This window comes from Salinispora pacifica DSM 45544, from assembly GCF_000378845.1.
GTDB lineage: Bacteria > Actinomycetota > Actinomycetes > Mycobacteriales > Micromonosporaceae > Micromonospora > Micromonospora pacifica.
In genome coordinates this window covers 2,183,492-2,201,432 of sequence record NZ_KB905359.1, presented here as the reverse complement: position 1 = coordinate 2,201,432, position 17,941 = coordinate 2,183,492, and the positions used below count along the sequence as shown (strand labels likewise).

Sequence of the window (17,941 nt, the reverse complement as noted above, 5' to 3'; positions counted from 1 at the left end):
CATCCGCTCATCCCTCGGCAGGGTAGCCCAGACCGGGCCCGACTAACGTTCCGGTCATGAGTAACGGCTTCGAGACGCTCGCCATCCACGCCGGTCAGGCCCCGGAGGCCCGCACCGGTGCGGTGATCCCCCCGATTTACCAGACCAGCACGTACGCGCAGGACGCCGTCGGGGCGCCGCGCCAGGGCTACGAGTACAGCCGCTCCGGCAACCCGACCCGGGACGCACTGCAGGAGTGCCTGGCCGCGCTGGAAGGCGGTGCCGTCGGTCTCGCCTTCGCCAGTGGCCTCGCCGCCGAGGACACGCTGCTGCGGGCGGTCTGCACCCCCGGCGACCACGTGGTCATCCCGGACGACGCCTACGGCGGCACCTACCGGCTCTTCGCTCGGGTCACCGAGCGCTGGGGCCTGTCCTACACCCCGGCCCGGGTCTCCGACCCCGACGCGGTGCGGGCCGCGATCCGGCCGGGCCAGACGAAGATCGTCTGGGTGGAGACCCCCACCAACCCGCTGCTCGGCATCGCCGACATCGCCGCCCTCGCGGCGATCGCCCACGAGGCGGGGGCGTTGCTCGTGGTGGACAACACCTTCGCCTCCCCGTACCTGCAGCAGCCCATCACGTTCGGTGCCGACGTCGTCGTGCACTCGACCACCAAGTACATCGGTGGACACTCCGACGTGGTCGGTGGGGCGCTGGTCGTCGCCGACCCCGAGCTCGGTGCCGAGCTGGGTTATCACCAGAATGCGATGGGTGCGATCAACGGGCCGTTCGACGCCTGGCTCACCCTGCGCGGGATCAAGACCCTCGGCGTACGAATGGATCGCCACTGCGACAACGCCGAGCGGATCGCGACCTTCTTGGACGGGCACCCGTCGGTCGCCTCGGTCAGCTACCCCGGCCTGTCCACCCACCCCGGGTACGAGGTGGCCGTGAAGCAGATGCGACGCTTCGGCGGGATGGTCTCCTTCCGTGCGGTCGGCGGCGAGGAGCAGGCCGTACAGATCTGTAACCGGGCGAAGCTGTTCGTGCTCGCCGAGTCGCTCGGCGGGGTGGAGTCCCTGATCGAGCATCCGGGTCGGATGACCCACGCCGGTGCGGCCGGCTCGCCGCTTGAAGTTCCCGGCGATCTCGTGCGACTGTCTGTCGGCATTGAGACGGTAGACGACCTGCTGGCTGATCTGGAGCAGGCGCTGGGCTGATCACAGGGGCTGGGGGAGGGTGGCCGTGCAGGACATCGTGCCGACCTGGGTGGGGGCGACTGCCAAGCAGATCGCCCGCGGCGTGCGCCGCGGTGACATCTCCGCCACCCAGGTCGTCGCCGACCATCTCGACCACCTCGCCCGGGTCGACCCCGACCTGGCCGCGTTCCGGCAGGTACGGGCCGGTGCGGCGGTCACCGAGGCGGAGAAGGTCGACGAGTTGGAGGACCTGGCTGACCTTCCGCTGGCCGGGGTGCCGGTGGCGGTCAAGGAGAACACCGCCGTGGCCGGCCTGCCCACCTGGAACGGTTCGGCCGCGGCCCGGACCCCGGTGGCGGAGGCCGACCACGAGGTGGTCCGGCGGCTGCGCGGCGCGGGCGCGGTGATTCTCGGCGTCACCCGGATGCCGGAGCTGGGCCTGTGGGGGGTGACCGACGACTTGACCGCGGTGACCCGAAACCCGTGGGACCGCGGCCGAACCCCCGGCGGCTCGTCCGGGGGGTCGGCCGCGGCGGTGGCCGCGGGGCTGGTGCCGATCGCCCACGGCAACGACGGGCTCGGGTCGATCCGGATTCCGGCGGCCTGCTGCGGTCTGGTTGGCCTCAAGCCCGGGCGTGGGGTGGTGCCCTGCCAACTCGGCGCGGACGACTGGTTCGGCCTCACCGAGCACGGGATGCTGACCACCACCGTCGCCGACGCGGCGGTCGGCTTTCAGACGCTCGCCGGCCGGCGGCAGGAGAAGCTTGTCCCGCCGGCCCGGCTCCGGGTCGGCGTATCCCTGCGCTCCCCGGTGCGGGGCATTTCGCCGGATGCGTCGAACCGGGACGCGGTCGCCGCCGCCGGCCGACTGCTCGCCGCCGCCGGGCACGACACCGTGCCGGCCGACCCGAGCTACTCGACGACACTCGGCCTACAGGGCCTCGCCACCTGGTTCGCCGCGGCTGCCGCGGATGTCCAGGCCGCCGGCCTGGACCGGCGGAGTCTGCAGAAGCGCAGCCGCCAGCACGTCCGGCTCGGAGAGTGGGTGCAGCGCCGGGGGTACGTACGCCCGGCCGACCGGGCGGACTGGCGGGAGCGCTCGATCGGACTCTTCACCGACCACTCGATCGACCTGCTGCTCACCCCGGCCCTGGCGGGCATCCCCCCGGCGGCGAACAGCTGGTCGGCTCGCTCCTGGCGGGCGAACGTCCTGGCCAACCTTCGTTACGCCCCGTACACCGCACCGTGGAATCTCGCCGGACTACCCGCGCTGGTGGTGCCGGTGGGTCGTCGCCCGGATGGGATGCCGGTGGCGGTCCAACTGGTCGGTCCGCCCGGGTCCGAGCTCCTGTTGCTCAGTGTGGCCGGCCAGTTCGAGATGCAGGCCCCCTGGGCCCGACACGCCGATGGCTACCCACAAGGCGGGATGCCCTCGCCGGCTGCCGGGTGAGGCGTCCCGGCACCGGACCACGACAGCGGGAAGCGGGGGCGGTGGCCAGGCCCGGCGCTGGTCGGGGCGGGTGGCACGATCAGGGCATGACGAAATTGGTCAGCCTGGACGACGTACAGGCCGCGCGGGAGCTACTTGCCGGTGTCGTTCGTACCACCCCGTTGGAACCGTCCCGTCCCCTCAGCGCGGCGCTCGGCGGGCCGGTGTGGCTCAAGTGCGAGCACCTCCAGCGAGCTGGTTCGTACAAGGTGCGAGGGGCTTTTGTGCGGATCTCCCGGCTGTCGGCGGCGGAGCGCGCCAACGGTGTGGTCGCCGCCAGCGCTGGCAACCACGCCCAGGGTGTGGCGCTCGCTGCCGGCCTGGTCGGCACGCACGCCACCGTGTTCATGCCGGTGAACGCACCGTTGCCGAAGGTGGAGGCCACCAAGGGGTACGGCGCGCAGGTCGAACTCGTCGGTAGCACGGTTGACGAGACGCTGGTGGCCGCGCAGACCTACGCCGAGCGCACCGGGGCAACGCTGATCCACCCGTTCGACCACCGCGATGTGATCGCGGGGCAGGGCACGGTGGCGCTGGAGATCCTCGAACAGTGCCCGGAGGTCCGCACGATCGTCACCGGGGTGGGGGGCGGTGGACTGGTCTCCGGCATCGGCGTCGCGGTTAGGGCGCTGCGTCCGGACGTGCGGGTCGTCGGGGTGCAGGCGGCGAGCGCCGCCGCCTTCCCGCCCTCGCTGGCCGCGGGTGAGCCGGTGCGGCTGCCGTCGTTCGGCACGATCGCGGACGGGATCGCCGTCGGCCGCCCCGGTGAGCTGACCTTCCAGCACGTCCGCGCGTTGGTCGACGAGGTCGTGACCGTGCGCGAGGAGGACATCTCCCGGGCGCTGCTGATGTTGTTGGAGCGGGGCAAGCAGGTGGTCGAGCCGGCCGGTGCGGTGGGGGCGGCGGCGCTGCTGGCCGGCGTGGTTGACGTCGAGGCGCCGGTGGTCACGGTGCTCTCCGGTGGCAACATCGATCCGCTACTGATGCTGCGCGTGATCGAGCATGGGCTCGCGGCGGCCGGGCGCTACCTGCGGGTCACCGTCCGCTGCTCCGATCGACCGGGCCAGCTCGCCCTGTTGCTCAGTGAGATCGCCGAGCAGCGGGCGAACGTCGTGGACGTCGAGCACCAGCGGGCCAATCCGCACCTGCGGCTCGGCGAGGTCGAGGTGGCGTTGTCGGTGGAGACCCGCGGCACCGAACACTCGGACACGCTGATCAGCGTGCTGCGGGCGAGTGGCTACCAGGTGGTTTTCGCCGGCGAGGCGTGAGGCCGCCCAGCCCGAGCTCCGACGGAGCCCGCAGTCCCGACGTGCCGGTGGCCCCGGGCCACCGGCACGTCGGGACGGGTGGGGTCAGCGCCGCCCTCAGCCGGCGAAGGGCTCGAAGGCGACCACGGTCACCTTGATATCGGCGCCGCTGGGCGCGGTGTAGGTGCAGGTCTGGCCCGGGCGGCAGCCCAGGATCGCCTGCCCGATGGCGGACTCGGGGCTGTAGACCGTCAGGTCGGTGGTCGATGAGATCTCACGGGAACCGAGCAGGAAACGCTCGGTGTCATCCTTGTCATCATCGAAGTAGATCGTTACTACCATGCCCGGCGCGACCGTGTCGGCAGTCGGTGCCTCACCCACCTGAGCGGTGCGGAGTAGCTCCTTCAGGTAGACGATCCGTCCCTCGGCCTTGCCCTGTTCCTCGCGGGCGGCGTGGTAGCCGCCGTTCTCCCGCAGGTCACCCTCCTCACGCCGGGCGTTGATCTCGGCGGCGATGACCGGCCGATTGGCGATCAACGCGTCGAGCTCCGCCTGGAGGCGGTCGTGCGCCTCCTGGGACAGCCAGGTGGCGGGCGCCTCGTTGCCAGTGGACACAGGCGATCTCCTCAGTCGTGCTGGCGACAGGTGAAATTCCAAGTTACCAGTGCCCGCCGACGTCGTCGGCCCGACGATCAACGTCCAGCCCTTCGCACGCCGCCCCGCCACGGCCGTCGGAGCAGGTCAGGCCGGGCGACGACAGCGAAGTACCTCGCCGATGAAAGGGCGTCCCTCGGTCACCAGACGATGCTGTGCGCGTACCTCCCGCTCGTCGGGCTGGGCGGTCACCGTGACCTGCTCCCGGGCCACCTGGGCGCCGTCCCGGTCCCGGGCCCGCAACACACAGACCGCCGACCCGCCCGGGGGTACGGTGACCCGGAAGTCGATCAGCACCTGGGAGTCGGTGATCTCGGTATAGGTGATCACGGTTGCGTCGTACTCCAGCCCGCCGTACTGCTGGTAGAGCCGAACCACGATCGTGCCGAGGGCCGCCACCAGGGCGAGCCCCACCAGCGCGGTCAGCACTGGACGGCGCCGACGGCGCTCCCGCCGCCGGCCGTACCGGCCGGGTGGGAACACCGGCGCGCCGGTTAAATGTGTGGCGTGCATCTCGCTCACCGGCGGGCATCTCCTGGCATCGTTGTCGGGGCCATCAGCAAGAATGGCCTGGTAAGAGTGGCAGGTTCATTCTCCCAGCCGTCCGCGCACGTCACGCACCGTGGCCACGTCAGGCATCGTGGGAGCTCCAGCAGCGCCGTAAGCATCGTAGGTCAGCGCCGGTGGAGTGCCCAGGGGTGCGGGTGTGCCCGGTGGGCGGCACGACGGCGGGGGATGTGCCGTAGCCGGGCGGCCTGGGTAGGACCGCCGGGGCAGAGATGAGGAGCACCGACCTTGGCAGAGCGACTGCGACTCATGGCCGTCCACGCACACCCGGACGACGAGTCGAGCAAGGGCGCCGCGACCACCGCGAAGTACGTGGCCGAGGGGGTGGACGTCCTGGTCGTGACGTGCACCGGCGGCGAGCGGGGGAGCGTGCTCAATCCCAAGATGGACCGGCCCGACGTCTGGGCCAACATCGCCGACATCCGCCGTGCCGAGATGGACGCCGCGCGGGCCATCCTCGGTATCGAGCAGGCCTGGCTTGGCTTCGTCGACTCGGGGCTGCCGGAGGGGGACCCGCTGCCACCGTTGCCGGAGGGCTGCTTCGCCCTACAGGACGTGGCCGAGGCCGCCGGCCCGCTGGTACGCCTGATGCGTGAGTTCCGTCCGCACGTCGTCACCACCTACGACGAGGACGGCGGCTACCCCCACCCCGACCACATCATGACTCACAAGATCACCGTTGCGGCCTTCGACGCCGCCGGCGCCGCCGAGCGTTACCCCGATCTCGGCGAGCCCTGGCAGCCGCTCAAGCTCTACTACGACATCGTTTTCTCCAAGGACAGGATCCTGGTGCTCCACGAGGCGCTGCTCGCCGCCGGCTTCGAGTCGCCGTACGAGGAGTGGCTCACGCGTTGGGAGGACCGGACAGACAAGGGCTCCAGAATCACCACCCGGGTGGGATGCGCCGAGTACTTCCCGGTCCGCGACGACGCGTTGCGCGCCCACGCGACCCAGATCGACCCGGACGGATTCTGGTTCCAGGTGCCGATGGAGGTGCAACAGCGCGCCTGGCCCACGGAGGACTTCCAACTCGTCCGGTCCCTGGTCGACAGCCCCCTGCCCGAGTCGGACCTGTTCGCTGGCATTGCTGAGCCCGGCGCACCCCGATGAGGGGGTCCATCGGCCCTGCCCCGGGGGCGGGCTAGGCTGGTCACCACTCGCGCAACGGAGGACGCCATGCTGACCGCCGCTGAGGTGCTCGCCCAAAACAACTTCGGGAACACCCGCACGGGCGGGCTGGCCGGCCCGATGGGCCTGTTCCTGATCCTCGTGCTGGCGACCGCCACCGTCTTGCTGATCCGCAACATGAACGCTCGACTGCGCCGACTGCCCAACCAGTTCCCGCCCGCCTCCGACTCCACCCCGTCCGGTGCTGATCCGGCAGCTGCGACAGTCAGTGCGGTGACCGGCGGCACCCCGGTGCGGGATTCATCACCGAATTCCGGCACCGGGTCCCAGCAGCCCTGAACCGGCCCTGGTCACATGATTCACGACTATCGGCACCCTAGCCCCCTGTTGCGGTAACCGGTATTGGCCTAGCCTTCCCGCCGGGGACGGAAGTTTCGTCGGCCTGGGCAGGAGGGGGCGCCGATGATCAGCGCAGCTGAGGCTGCCCGTCGTACTGTCGGAGAGCTCGGGGCCGGAGCGCGGTGGTGACCTCCGCGCTGCCCGGCCAATCCCGGGCAGGTCCCTCCGACCGGTCGCAGCGGGCTCGCGTGCTCACGGCGGCAGTGCTGGTGACGGCCTTGGTGGCAGCCGTGGCGGCGGTCATCGCACCGAGCGGTCTGCCCAGCGACGACCCGCTCGGCGGCCTCGCACGCTTCGGGCTCGCGGTCACCGTGTTCGCATTCGCGCAGCTCGCCCAACTCCAGTTCCGGGCCGCGGCGGGAGCGGTCAGCCTCACCTGGGGCGAGGCCGCGCTCGTCATCTGTCTCCACCAGGTGCCCGCCGGCTGGATTCCGGCGGCCACCCTGCTCGGCGCCGGTCTGGCCTGGTCGGGGATGTCGTTACTCGGCACTCGCCGGCGGCCGTTGGAGATCGCCCGGGTCGCATCGTCGCTGACCGTGGCGACGGCGTTGGCCGGGTTCGTCACCACCCTGCTGGGGCAGCCGCTGCTGGCGACACCGACCCCACCGCTGGTGCTCGCGATGCTCGCCGGTGCGGTCACCTATCTACTCGTCAGTGTCGGGCTGGGTGCGGTCACCCTCAACCTGCACCACGGCGTCCCAACGGGTGTCCTGCTGGGGGAGGTGCTCCGCGGCAAACTGCTGATGTTCGTCGGGAACGTGGTGGTGGGCCTGGTCGTGGTCGCCCTCATCGAGGTCGACCCACGTTGGTTGTTGATCCTCCCGCTGCCGCTCTGGCTGCTCCAGCAGGCCTACCGCCACCGGCTCCGCGTCGATCGGGATCGACGTGCCTGGCGGGCCTTCGCCGAGGCGACCGCCGCGCTCGATCACCGCGACGAGCGGGGCGTCGCAACGGCGGTGGTGAGTGACGCGCTGACCGGCCTGACCAACCGGACGGCCATGCTCAGCAGGGGAGACCAGGTGCTGCGGCAACTGGCCCGGGACCGGCCGGTGGCGTTGCTGCTGCTGGACATCAACCGGTTCAAGGAGGTCAACGACACGCTCGGGCACGCGGCCGGTGACCAGCTACTCCGGCTGACCGCCGACCGGCTGGGCGGGCTGGCCCGCGGCGGGGACCTGCTGGGCCGGCTCGGCGGCGACGAGTTCGCCCTCCTGTTGACCTCGGTGCCGGTGCTTGGTGACAGCGCCGCCCCGATGGCGTACACGCTGCGCCAGGCCCGGGAGATCACCGAACGGCTCGCCGCCCCCACCGAGGTGGCGGGGGTCCGAATGTCCGTGGAGGCCGCCGTCGGAGTGGTGGTCGCCAGCGCCGGCACCGCCGACATGGCGGAGCTGCTGCGCCGGGCGGACATCGCGATGTACCAGGCGAAGGAGGGCAGTGGTTGCGTCGCCGCGTACGACTCCGCGCGGGACGCCACCAGCACCGACCGGCTCGCGCTCCTGGCCGAGTTGCGCGAGGCGCTGGCCGCCGACGACCAACTGGTGCTGGTCCTGCAACCGGCGGTGGACCTGGCCACCGGAGCACCGACCGGGGTGGAGGCGCTGATCCGCTGGCGGCACCCCCGACGCGGTTGGCTCAACCCGCACGAGTTCATCCGTCCGGTGGAGAACAGCGAGCAGTTGGGCACCTTCACCCGGTACGTGCTGGACAAGGCGCTCGGCGTGGCGGCGCAGTGGGCCCGGGACGGGTTGGACCTGCCGATCTCGGTGAACCTCTCCGCCCGCAGCCTGCTCGACCGGCGGCTGCCGACCGAGATCGCGGACGCACTGCGCCGCCACCGGGTGCCGGCGCGGCGCCTCGTCCTGGAGATCACCGAGACGGTGGTGATGAGCGAGCTGGAGGTGATCGACGAGGTGCTTGGCGCGCTGCGCACGATGGGCGTGCAGCTGGCCGTAGACGACTTCGGCACCGGGTTCTCGTCGTTGACCTTCCTCACCCGGGTCGCCGTGGACGAGTTGAAGGTGGACCGTTCCTTCGTGCTCCGGATGGCCGACTCGCCGGAGGCGGCGGCGATCGTGCGCACCACGGTGGGGCTTGGCCAGCAGTTGGGGCTACGGGTCGTCGCCGAGGGGGTGGAGACCGCCGAGCAGCGCAGCGCGCTGGCCGAACTCGGCTGCACGGCCGCCCAGGGCTACCACTTCTTCAAGCCCATGCCGGCCGACAAGATCGGCGCGGTCCTCGGTGGTCTGGTCAACGGGGCGCGCTCCCGGGTTGTCCCCCTCCGGGCCGACGGCGCCTCCTGACCGTCCGCGCCGATAGGGTCGTCTCGTGAACCGACTCGCCGACGCCAGCAGCCCGTACCTGCTCCAGCACAAGGACAACCCGGTCGACTGGTGGCCCTGGTGCGCGGAGGCGTTCGCCGAGGCCCGCCGCCGAGACGTCCCGATCATGATTTCGGTCGGTTACGCCGCCTGCCACTGGTGTCACGTCATGGCGCACGAGTCCTTCGCCGACGAGCAGGTGGCCGCGCTGCTGAACGAGGGCTTCGTGGCGATCAAAGTAGACCGCGAGGAGCGTCCGGACGTAGACGCCGTCTACATGACCGCGACCCAGGCCATGACCGGGCAGGGCGGCTGGCCCATGACCGTCTTCGCCGCCCCAGACGGAACCCCGTTCTTCTGCGGCACCTACTTCCCGAAGCCCAACTTCCTCCGACTGCTCCAGTCGGTCACCACCGCCTGGCGGGACCAGCGCAGCGCTGTGCTCCAGCAGGGTGCCGCGGTCGTCGAGGCGATTGGCGGTGCCCAGGCGGTCGGGGGTCCGGCCGCCCCGTTCACCGCCGACCTGCTCGCCGCCGCCGCCGACCGGCTCGGCGCGGAGTACGACGAGACGAACGGTGGGTTCGGCGGGGCGCCGAAGTTTCCGCCGCACCTGAACCTGCTCTTCCTGCTGCGGCAGTACCAGCGCACCGGCGACCAGCGGAGCCTGGAGCTTGTTCGACACACCGCGGAGGCGATGGCCCGGGGCGGCCTGTACGACCAGCTAGCCGGGGGCTTCGCCCGCTACTGCGTGGATGGACAGTGGTTGGTGCCGCACTTCGAGAAGATGCTCTATGACAACGCCCTGCTGCTGCGGGTCTACACCCACCTGTGGCGGCTGACCGGTGACCCGATGGCCCGTCGCGTGGCCCGGGACACGGCCCGTTTCCTCGCCGACGAGCTGCACCGGCCGGGCGAGGGGTTCGCCTCCGCGCTGGACGCCGACGCCGCCGGGGTGGAGGGGCTGACCTACGTCTGGACCCCCGCCCAGCTCGTCGCGGCCCTCGGTGAGGCGGACGGCCGGTGGGCCGCCGACCTGTTCGCGGTCACTGAGCAGGGCTCGTTCAGCCCCCACGCCGCCGCCCCGACCAGGGCGGCGGCCGCCGAGCAGTCGGCCAGCGTGCTCCGGCTGGCCCGGGACGTCGACGATGCGGCGCCGGAGGTGCAGTCCCGCTGGCAGGAGATCGCGCACCGGCTCCTGATGGTCCGCGACACCCGCCCGCAGCCGGCCCGCGACGACAAGGTGGTAGCCGCCTGGAATGGGCTCGCGATCACCGCGATGGCCGAGTTCCAGCAGGTTGTAGCCAGCTTCGCCGAGGACGCTCCGGGGCCGGACGCCAACCTGGTGGAGGGCGTGACGATCGTCGCCGACGGCGCCATGCGGGACGCGGCCGAGCACCTGGCAAAAGTGCACATCGTGGCCGGGCGGCTGCGCCGCACCTCGCGGGACGGCCGGGTCGGCGAGGCCGCCGGAGTCCTGGAGGACTACGGCTGCGTGGCCGAGGCGTTCTGCGCGATGCACCAGCTGACCGGCGAGGGACGGTGGCTGACCCTGGCGGGGCAGCTCCTCGACGTGGCGCTGGAGCGGTTCGCCGCACCGCAGGGCAGCTTCTACGACACCGCTGATGACGCGGAGCGGCTGGTCAGCCGGCCCGCCGACCCCACCGACAACGCCACCCCGTCCGGCCGGTCGGCGATCGTCGCCGCCCTGGTCACGTACGCGGCGTTGACCGGCGAGACCCGCTACCGGGAGGCGGCGGAGGCGGCACTGGCCACCGTGGCGCCCGTCATCGCCGCGCACGCCCGCTTCACCGGGTACGCGGCCACCGCCGGTGCGGCGCTGCTCGCCGGCCCGTACGAGATCGCGGTGGTGACCCCCGATCCGGCCGGTGAGCCGTTGGTGCGTGCGGCGCACCGGTACGCCCCGCCGGGTGCTGTGGTGGTGGCGGGGCGGCCAGATCAGCCCGGGGTGCCGCTGCTCGCCGGTCGGCAGCTGGTTGACGGGCAGGCCACCGCGTACGTCTGTCGGGGCTTCGTCTGCGACCGGCCGGTAACCGGAGTTGACGACCTGGTGGCGCAGCTGACGGGCCGGTAGCCGGCCGGTCGGCCCGGCTGGCGGGCCGGTGGCGACTGGGCGGGCCGGCCGGCGGCGCCGGGCTGTGGCGTGGCGGGTGGCGGGTGGCGGGCCCGGGTGGCGGGCTGGCTCCGCTGGCCGGATACGCTGACCTGGCTATGGACTCCCACACCGGTCTGCCTGTTGTCGGCATGGTGGGTGGCGGCCAATTGGCCCGGATGACCCATCAGGCCGCGATCGCCCTTGGCCAGTCGCTGCGCCTGCTCGCGCTCGCTCCCGACGACGGCGCCGCCCTGGTGGCCGCCGACGTGCAGTACGGCGAGCACACTGATCTCGCGGCGCTGCGTACCTTCGCCAAGGGCTGCGACGTGGTCACCTTCGACCACGAGCATGTTCCCACCGAGCACATCGAGGCCCTCGCCGGCGAGGGCGTCAAGCTCTTCCCGCCGGCCGAGGCGTTGGTGCACGCCCAGGACAAACGGGTCATGCGGGAACGTCTGGCGGCGCTGGGCCTGCCGAACCCGGCCTGGCGGCCGGTCGAGACCCCGGCCGAGCTTGAATCCTTCGGCGACGCCGTGGGCTGGCCGGTGGTGCTCAAGGCGGCCCGGGGCGGCTATGACGGCCGGGGCGTGTGGCTGGTTGAGGACGCCGCCGAGGCGGCCGAACTGTCGGCCACGCTGTTGGCCACCGGGATGCGCCTGATCGCCGAGGAGCGGGTGGCGCTGCGCCGGGAGCTGGCCGTGCAGGTGGCCCGATCCCCGTTCGGGCAGGTCGCCGCGTACCCGGTGGTCGAGACCGTGCAGCGGGACGGGATCTGCGTCGAGGTCCTGGCCCCCGCACCGGATCTGCCGGCGGAGCTGGCGGTCGGTGCGCAGCAGCTCGCCATCGACCTCGCCACCGAGCTCGGCGTGGTGGGTCTGCTGGCCGTCGAGTTGTTCGAGGTGACCGACCCGGCCGAGACGACGGGCAGTCGTCTCGTGGTCAACGAGCTGGCGATGCGGCCGCACAACTCCGGGCACTGGACCATCGAGGGCGCCCGGACCTCACAGTTCGAGCAGCACCTACGGGCGGTGCTCGACTACCCGATGGGGGACACCTCGTTGGCCGCGCCGGTGGTGGTGATGGCGAACGTGTTGGGCGGTGAGCCGGGCGGCATCTCCATCGACGAGCGCCTGCACCATCTCTTCGCCGCTGAGCCGGGCGCGAAGGTGCACCTGTACGGCAAGCAGGTGCGCCCAGGTCGCAAGATCGGCCACGTTACCGTACTCGGCGAGAACCTGGACGAGGTACGCAGCCGGGCGGCGCGGGCGGCCCGTTGGCTGCGGGAGGGGCACGGATGAGCACGGTCGGGCTGATCATGGGCAGCGATTCGGACTGGCCGACGATGCGGGCCGCCGCCGAGACGCTGGAAGAGTTCGGGGTCGGGTACGAGGTCGAGGTGGTCTCCGCGCACCGGACGCCGGTTCGCATGATCGAGTACGGCCGCGACGCCGCTGACCGTGGCGTAAAGGTGATCATCGCGGGGGCGGGGGGTGCGGCACACCTGCCGGGCATGGTCGCCTCGGTCACCCCACTGCCGGTGATCGGGGTGCCGGTGCCCCTGAAGTATCTGGACGGGATGGATTCGCTGCTCTCCATCGTGCAGATGCCCGCTGGCGTGCCGGTGGCTACCGTCTCGATCGGTAACGCCCGCAACGCCGGTCTGCTCGCGGTCCGGATCCTCGGTGTCGAGGACCGGGCGCTGCTCGATCGGATGGCGGCGTACCAATCCGATCTGGAGCAGGTGGTCGCGGAGAAGAACGCGGCCCTGCACGCCTCGCTGAGCTGAGCCGTGCCCGGATCTGGGTGTTCCGGCTGAGCGGTGCCCGGATCCCGGTGTTCCGCGAGCCGCGCCGCGCCGGATCCGGTTGGTCCGCTGTCGCCGGCCCCGCCGTTGGCCCGGAGGTGGGCCCCGGCTGGCCAGTCGTCGGCTAGCGCATACCGCGCAGGGCGGCCTGGAGGCGTTCCTGGGCCCGACGGCGACGCTCGTTGCTGGCCCCGAGGACCAGCAGGAGGAGACCGACGGGGATCAGCAGCAGCCACGGCCCGAGGCTGAACAGCGCGTGGATCGCCGTGATCGCGGTGGCCGTGGCCCCGACGATCACTGGCGCCTGTTGCTGCCGCAGCGAGCCGAAGACCAGCACCGCCGCTGCCCCGAGTAGCAGCAGCACCTGGCGCAGCATGCTGCTCTCGGTGACCAGCACGATCGCCAGGGTCGGAGCGAAGGCGGTCACCAGCGCCGGTCCGTACGCCACCCAGCTGCTGATCTCGGCTCGTTGGCGCAGCTCCAGTACGCCGACGAGCAGGGCCAGCACCGCGAACGGCAGGGTGTAGGCCTCGGGCAGGGCCACGTCCGCCACCCACATCAGAATCCACCACGCGGTGATCTCGCAGCTCACCACCGCCCAGAAGAGGATCCGCCGCTCGGAGTCGCGACGGCCCGGCCGGGCCGCCGCCACTCCGAGGATGGCGCCCCCGGCGGCGAGCAGGGCCGCGATGTGCCGGGGCGAGTCGTAGGCCAGCGCCAGGGCGATCAGCGCGGCGGCGAAACCGCTCCACTCCACCGTGGCCGCCTCCCGCCCCGCCTCCGGGCGACGCAGGCGCGGCAGGGTGGCCGCGAAGACCTGGAGGGCCGCCCCGACGGCTAGGACGCCGAACGCCGACCAGCGCGCGCTCAGACCGGCGACCAGGCCGGTGGTGAGTACGAAGAGCTGCGCCATCAGGGCGGCGAACAGCCAGCCGAGGATGCGGGCGTGCCCGGTGGCGCCGAAGAGCGCCGCCACCGTACCGACGCCCACCGCGCCGCCGAGCGTGACCAGGGTCAGGTTCTCCGTGGCCAGGCTGCCGGCCAGCCCCGCGCCGCCGGCGGTGAGACCGATGCCGAAGACGAGTATCCGGGCCAGCCGGAGCGAGCGGGCCCGCTCCACCAAGGCGGGCGGTGGCGTGAGCGCAAGCCCGAGCATGGCCAGGGTGAACACGGTGAGCCCGGCGAGCGTACTCGCCGGCCAGGCGAGATCCAGCGCCACGGGCGTGATCAGCAGGGTCACCGCCGCACCCGGCAGGATGACCGGCACCGCCCGACTGCGCCGGCCGCCACTGAAAGCGACCGCAGCCAGCGCGGCGGCGGCGGTCAGCAGCAGCGCGGTGAGCACGTGCGTCGGGTCCGCCGCCGCGGGTGCGGGCAGAAGTAGCTCCGGCGGCGGGCCCTGCCAGGTGTGATTGAGGGTTCGGTGCGGCTCGACCAGCGCCACGTGCAGCGCCGGTGCGAGCGAGACCAGGGCCAGCACCGTGGGCAGCGTCGCCGCGGCGAGCGCCCCGGTGGCCGGGTTCACTCGCCACCGGCGGGCACCGGGCCCGGTGGAGCGGCCCAGGGCACCCCCGAGCACTCGCCATCGGCGAGTCGGTGCCGCGAGCCCGGCCGGTGGCTCGGTGGCGCCACGGCTCAGCTCGGCGAGGACACCGATCAGGGCAGCCGCGGCGGCGTACACCCCGACCTGCAGGCCGGCGGGGATGGCGGCGAGGGCACTTACCATGGCGCCGGCGACCAGCGCGGCGCTGGCCCAGGGCAGGTATTGCGGAACCCGGTGTCGGGCAGCAAACACGGTGGTCAGGCTGAGGCCGGAGGTGGCCAGGGCGGCGATCAGCACCACCCGCGACGAGTGCCCGAACTCGGCGGTCAGGGCGGCCACCGCACCGGGTAGCGCGAAGAGCATGGCCCCGGTCGCGGCACCACCGATCAGCGTCGGGTGGGGTGGCGGTCCCGCGACGTCCACATCGGTGCCCAGCGGCGGGGAAAGGGCGCGAGCGAGGGCCGCCACGGCGACACCGATCAGCGCGATGCTGCCGAGGGCCAGTGCGGTCGTCGACGGCCGGACCAGCCCAGCGCCGGCGACATGCAGCGCCAGTACGCCGGCCACGACGGCCCGGGAGAACGCGGCCCGAGCCTCCACCGACGCCACCGACGCCAGGCCGTACCCGGTTGCGACCAGCGAACCCACCAGCACCGGCGACCACCACGGCAGCGCGAACGCGGCTGGTGCGCCGATGGTGGCCAGGACCACGGCCGCGCCGGAGACGTCGTGCTGCCAGGGCGGCGGTAACAGGACCGCGGCGGCTATCGCCAGCAGCGCCAGCGCGACTGGCGCCTGCCAGGTCGAGCCGCCGATCGGGGCGGCCGGCCACGTGTTCAGGTCGCCGGCCCAGATCGGGCCGGCGGTGAGCAGGACGCCGATGCCCCCGCGGAGCGCCATCCCGGCGGCCAGCAGCCCGACCAGCCCGCCCCCCAGGGCCAAACCGAGAACTGGACCCCGCCGCCACTGCTGTGGAAGTGCGCGGGCAGCCACGGCCACGACCAGCAGCAGCCCGGCCGCGACCGCCAGCTGCGCGCCCGGCGCAAGGACAGCGGCGATCCGAACCAGGGTGGCGACCAGCGCGGCGGTTACCGCGGCGCTGGCCAGGTCGGAGCCGTCCAGGCGGAGGTCGGAGCGGCGACGGGCGTCGACGGAAGGCGCGAAGAACAGGAGCACTGCGGCGATCACCAGCAGCGCGCCGACCCAGGCGTCGGCGGCGGTGGTGGCGGGCGCCACGAACGAGGCCGCGGCGACGGCCAGGGCGCCCAGTACCGCCCCCGTCGCCAGTGGCATCGGGAGATGCCGGTGGGAAACCTGCACGAGCGCGGCGTAACCGAGCGTGACGCAGACCGCGAGGAAGCTCGCCGCCAGCAGCGCGACGGTCACCTCCCGCAGCGCGGTTGTGGACGCTGCCGGCACAGCGACGACCGCTGCCACCGTGCCGGGCAGGGCGAAGGCCGCCCCGCCCGCGGCCCAGCCGGAGAGGAGTTCCGCTCCGACGGAGGTGGCCCGGAGCCGGGGTGCCACCGCCACCAGCAGGCCCGCCACACAGAGGGTGAGCAGGACGGCGGCGGTCAACGACGGCCGGGTCAGGCCGGCTCCGGCACCGAACAGCCCCACCCCGGCGGCGGTTACGGCGTGTGCTCGCGCCGCGCGTGTGCTCCGCGCCGACAACCCGGCCACCCCGATCCCGACCGCCGCCACCACCATCGGCCACGGCGCGGCAGTCCAGCCGAGTCCGAACGAGGCGGGCACGGCGAGCGCGGTCAGCGCGGCGCCCACCACCGCGAACTCCCGGCGGATCTTCGGCGGCAGGGCGACCATGGCGGCCACGGTCAGCAGCAGTGCGCTGGCGGCGAGCTGGCTGGCGACGGGGGCGCCCACTGCGGCCAGCTGGGCTGGGTAGCGGTCGAGGTCGGCGGTCCACGCCGGGAGGGCTGCGCGGACCGGGGTCACTCCGGCGCGCAGGGCGCCGGCGGCGACGACGACACCACTGATGGTCAACGCGATGGCGGAGGCGGACTGCGGGCCGCGTCGCAGGACAGTCGGTACCGCCCGGACGACCAGCCCGGTGAGCGCGATACCGGCGGTGATCAGAAGTAGTGCCTGGTCGGGTGCGGCCACCCAGGCGAGCCGGCTCGACGCGCTGATCACGGCGAGGGTGAGCAGGCCGGTGCCGATGTCGGGGAACGGGGCGCGGCGAGTCGCCAGCATCCCCGCGCCGGCCACGGTGGCGGCGAGCAGGAGCGCGGCTCCCGCTCCGACCGTCGCCGGCACGGTGGTCACCCGCAGCAGCGCGGTGCTGGCGTAGCCGAGGGCCGCCAGAGCGGCGACGCTGTAGAGGACGAAGATCAACTCGCGGAGCCCGGGCACTGGGCGGACGGCGGCGTCGTCCCCACTGGGCACCTGGTCGGTCCCGGCCCCGCCATCGGTTCGTCGGCCCGCCCCCGATCGTTGACGCGGGGCGACAGGGGTGTCCGGGGGCCGCTCCGGGCCGGTCTGGCCCCCAGCCGTGGTCAATGGGGTCGGGGGTGCCTCGGGTAGGTCCTGGCGGACCGGTCGGGCCCGGGTGACGGCGGAGCCGGCCAGCGAGAAGTTCAGGACGGCCACGAGGGCCAGCACCGCGGCCCAGCCCGCCGGAGCGCTGGTTCGGTCGTAGGCAAGCAGTGGCAGGATCGGCTGGAGGGCCAGCACCGTGGCGAACCGTGGTGCGCGGAGTCCGGTCCAGCCGCCGTAGGCCAGGGCAACCCCGGCGGTGACCGCGCAGACGGCCCCGGCGAACACCGCCCGGGATGCGTCGTCGACGCTGGTTACGGACCAGAGCGCGTACCCGGCCAACGGCACCAGGAGCAGGCCGACGGCGGAGATGGTCTCGGCGGTGGAGGTGAGCCCCCGTCGGGCCAGCACCGGCGGGGCGAGCAGCATCAGGACCGTCGCCAGGCAGAGCACGCCCAGCCGGGCGAGGGCGTCCAGGGAACTGGTGGCGACGGCGGCGAAGACCACCGCGGCGACGCCGAGCAGCAACGCGCCGAGCCCGAGGGGAATGTTCTGCACCTCGCGGCTGGACGCCTCCGGCGGATGCTCGGGGTTGTCGGCGTCAAGCCAACCGGCGGTCGGGGGCGGCGGCTCCGCCGTCCCGGACGAGGTGCCCTGCCGGGGTACCCGGGGCGGTGTGCCGGGGGGAGCGGTCGGTGGCCGCCGGTCTGGCCGGCGACGGAGTACGCGCCGGGGACGGGTGGCCTGTTTGACGTTCTCCTCACCGGCATGCGCGAGGATGTCCCGCTGGAAGAGCGCAGCCTGCATCTTGGCGGCGATCTTCCGCTGTTCCCCGGCGATCTCGGCGTCCCGCGCCTTCATCTCCGCGATCGACCGTTCGATCTCCGCCAGGTGTTCGAGCCGCTGCGGCTGTTCCGCGCCGCAGTGTGGGCAGCGGGCGGCGGGCTTCAACTCCCGGCCGCACGAGGAGCACTGAAAGCTCACCACGACACCCTCCAGCCG

Annotated in this window: 12 protein-coding genes; 9 read left to right on the top strand and 3 right to left on the bottom strand. The window is 72.7% G+C overall.

Annotation, left to right across the window (positions count from 1 at the left end; genetic code table 11):
- The first annotated feature begins 56 nt into the window (after positions 1–56).
- The 3 genes from SALPAC3_RS0109835 to ilvA all read left to right on the top strand — a co-directional run bounded on the left by SALPAC3_RS0109835 (position 57) and on the right by ilvA (position 3,935).
- Positions 57–1,199: a cystathionine gamma-synthase gene (locus SALPAC3_RS0109835; RefSeq protein ID WP_018221070.1), complete on the top strand. Its 1,143-nt coding sequence runs from the start codon at positions 57–59 to the stop codon at positions 1,197–1,199.
- A 19-nt stretch (positions 1,200–1,218) separates the two neighbouring features.
- Positions 1,219–2,628, top strand: a complete 1,410-nt coding sequence (locus SALPAC3_RS0109830; RefSeq protein ID WP_018221069.1) for an amidase — start codon at positions 1,219–1,221, stop codon at positions 2,626–2,628.
- Between the two features lie 86 nt (positions 2,629–2,714).
- Positions 2,715–3,935, top strand: coding sequence for a threonine ammonia-lyase (gene ilvA, locus SALPAC3_RS0109825; protein ID WP_018221068.1), 1,221 nt, complete (start codon positions 2,715–2,717; stop codon positions 3,933–3,935).
- A 96-nt stretch (positions 3,936–4,031) separates the two neighbouring features.
- Here ilvA and greA read toward each other — a convergent pair whose 3' ends face one another.
- Both greA and SALPAC3_RS25595 read right to left on the bottom strand, forming a co-directional pair.
- The gene (gene greA, locus SALPAC3_RS0109820; RefSeq protein WP_018221067.1) at positions 4,032–4,529 is read right to left on the bottom strand and encodes a transcription elongation factor GreA; all 498 of its coding nucleotides are present in this window, start codon (positions 4,527–4,529) and stop codon (positions 4,032–4,034) included.
- Between the two features lie 126 nt (positions 4,530–4,655).
- The gene (locus SALPAC3_RS25595; protein WP_033660504.1) at positions 4,656–5,090 is read right to left on the bottom strand and encodes a DUF4307 domain-containing protein; all 435 of its coding nucleotides are present in this window, start codon (positions 5,088–5,090) and stop codon (positions 4,656–4,658) included.
- Between the two features lie 294 nt (positions 5,091–5,384).
- On the opposite strand from SALPAC3_RS25595, the gene mca reads away from it, so the two are divergent.
- The 6 genes from mca (at position 5,385) to purE (ending at position 12,882) form a co-directional block, all read left to right on the top strand.
- A complete protein-coding gene (gene mca / locus SALPAC3_RS0109810; protein ID WP_018221065.1) occupies positions 5,385–6,245 on the top strand; it encodes a mycothiol conjugate amidase Mca in 861 nt (286 codons plus the stop codon).
- Between the two features lie 66 nt (positions 6,246–6,311).
- On the top strand, positions 6,312–6,602 hold the full coding sequence (locus SALPAC3_RS0109805; RefSeq protein WP_018221064.1) for a hypothetical protein: 291 nt from the start codon (positions 6,312–6,314) through the stop codon (positions 6,600–6,602).
- 185 nt (positions 6,603–6,787) lie between these two features.
- Positions 6,788–8,965: a putative bifunctional diguanylate cyclase/phosphodiesterase gene (locus SALPAC3_RS0109800; RefSeq protein WP_026185406.1), complete on the top strand. Its 2,178-nt coding sequence runs from the start codon at positions 6,788–6,790 to the stop codon at positions 8,963–8,965.
- A 25-nt stretch (positions 8,966–8,990) separates the two neighbouring features.
- Positions 8,991–11,075 (top strand): thioredoxin domain-containing protein, encoded by a 2,085-nt coding sequence (locus SALPAC3_RS0109795; protein ID WP_018221062.1) that lies wholly within the window; start codon positions 8,991–8,993, stop codon positions 11,073–11,075.
- Between the two features lie 137 nt (positions 11,076–11,212).
- On the top strand, positions 11,213–12,394 hold the full coding sequence (locus tag SALPAC3_RS0109790; RefSeq protein WP_018221061.1) for a 5-(carboxyamino)imidazole ribonucleotide synthase: 1,182 nt from the start codon (positions 11,213–11,215) through the stop codon (positions 12,392–12,394).
- Positions 12,391–12,882 (top strand): 5-(carboxyamino)imidazole ribonucleotide mutase, encoded by a 492-nt coding sequence (gene purE / locus SALPAC3_RS0109785; RefSeq protein ID WP_018221060.1) that lies wholly within the window; start codon positions 12,391–12,393, stop codon positions 12,880–12,882. Before SALPAC3_RS0109790 ends, purE begins: the two co-directional genes overlap by 4 nt.
- A gap of 142 nt (positions 12,883–13,024) precedes the next feature.
- Here purE and SALPAC3_RS0109780 read toward each other — a convergent pair whose 3' ends face one another.
- Entirely contained in the window at positions 13,025–17,926 is a 4,902-nt protein-coding gene (locus tag SALPAC3_RS0109780) for an SCO7613 C-terminal domain-containing membrane protein (protein WP_026185405.1), read from the bottom strand.
- Between the last annotated feature and the right edge of the window lie 15 nt (positions 17,927–17,941).

Bases quoted from the DNA above. Each gene is read 5' to 3' on its own strand.
- SALPAC3_RS0109835 (WP_018221070.1), top strand. From the start codon at position 57: ATGAGTAACGGCTTCGAGACGCTCGCCATCCACGCCGGTCAGGCCCCG.
- ilvA (WP_018221068.1), top strand. From the start codon at position 2,715: ATGACGAAATTGGTCAGCCTGGACGACGTACAGGCCGCGCGGGAGCTA.
- mca (WP_018221065.1), top strand. From the start codon at position 5,385: ATGGCCGTCCACGCACACCCGGACGACGAGTCGAGCAAGGGCGCCGCG.
- SALPAC3_RS0109805 (WP_018221064.1), top strand. From the start codon at position 6,312: ATGCTGACCGCCGCTGAGGTGCTCGCCCAAAACAACTTCGGGAACACC.
- SALPAC3_RS0109790 (WP_018221061.1), top strand. From the start codon at position 11,213: ATGGACTCCCACACCGGTCTGCCTGTTGTCGGCATGGTGGGTGGCGGC.
- purE (WP_018221060.1), top strand. From the start codon at position 12,391: ATGAGCACGGTCGGGCTGATCATGGGCAGCGATTCGGACTGGCCGACG.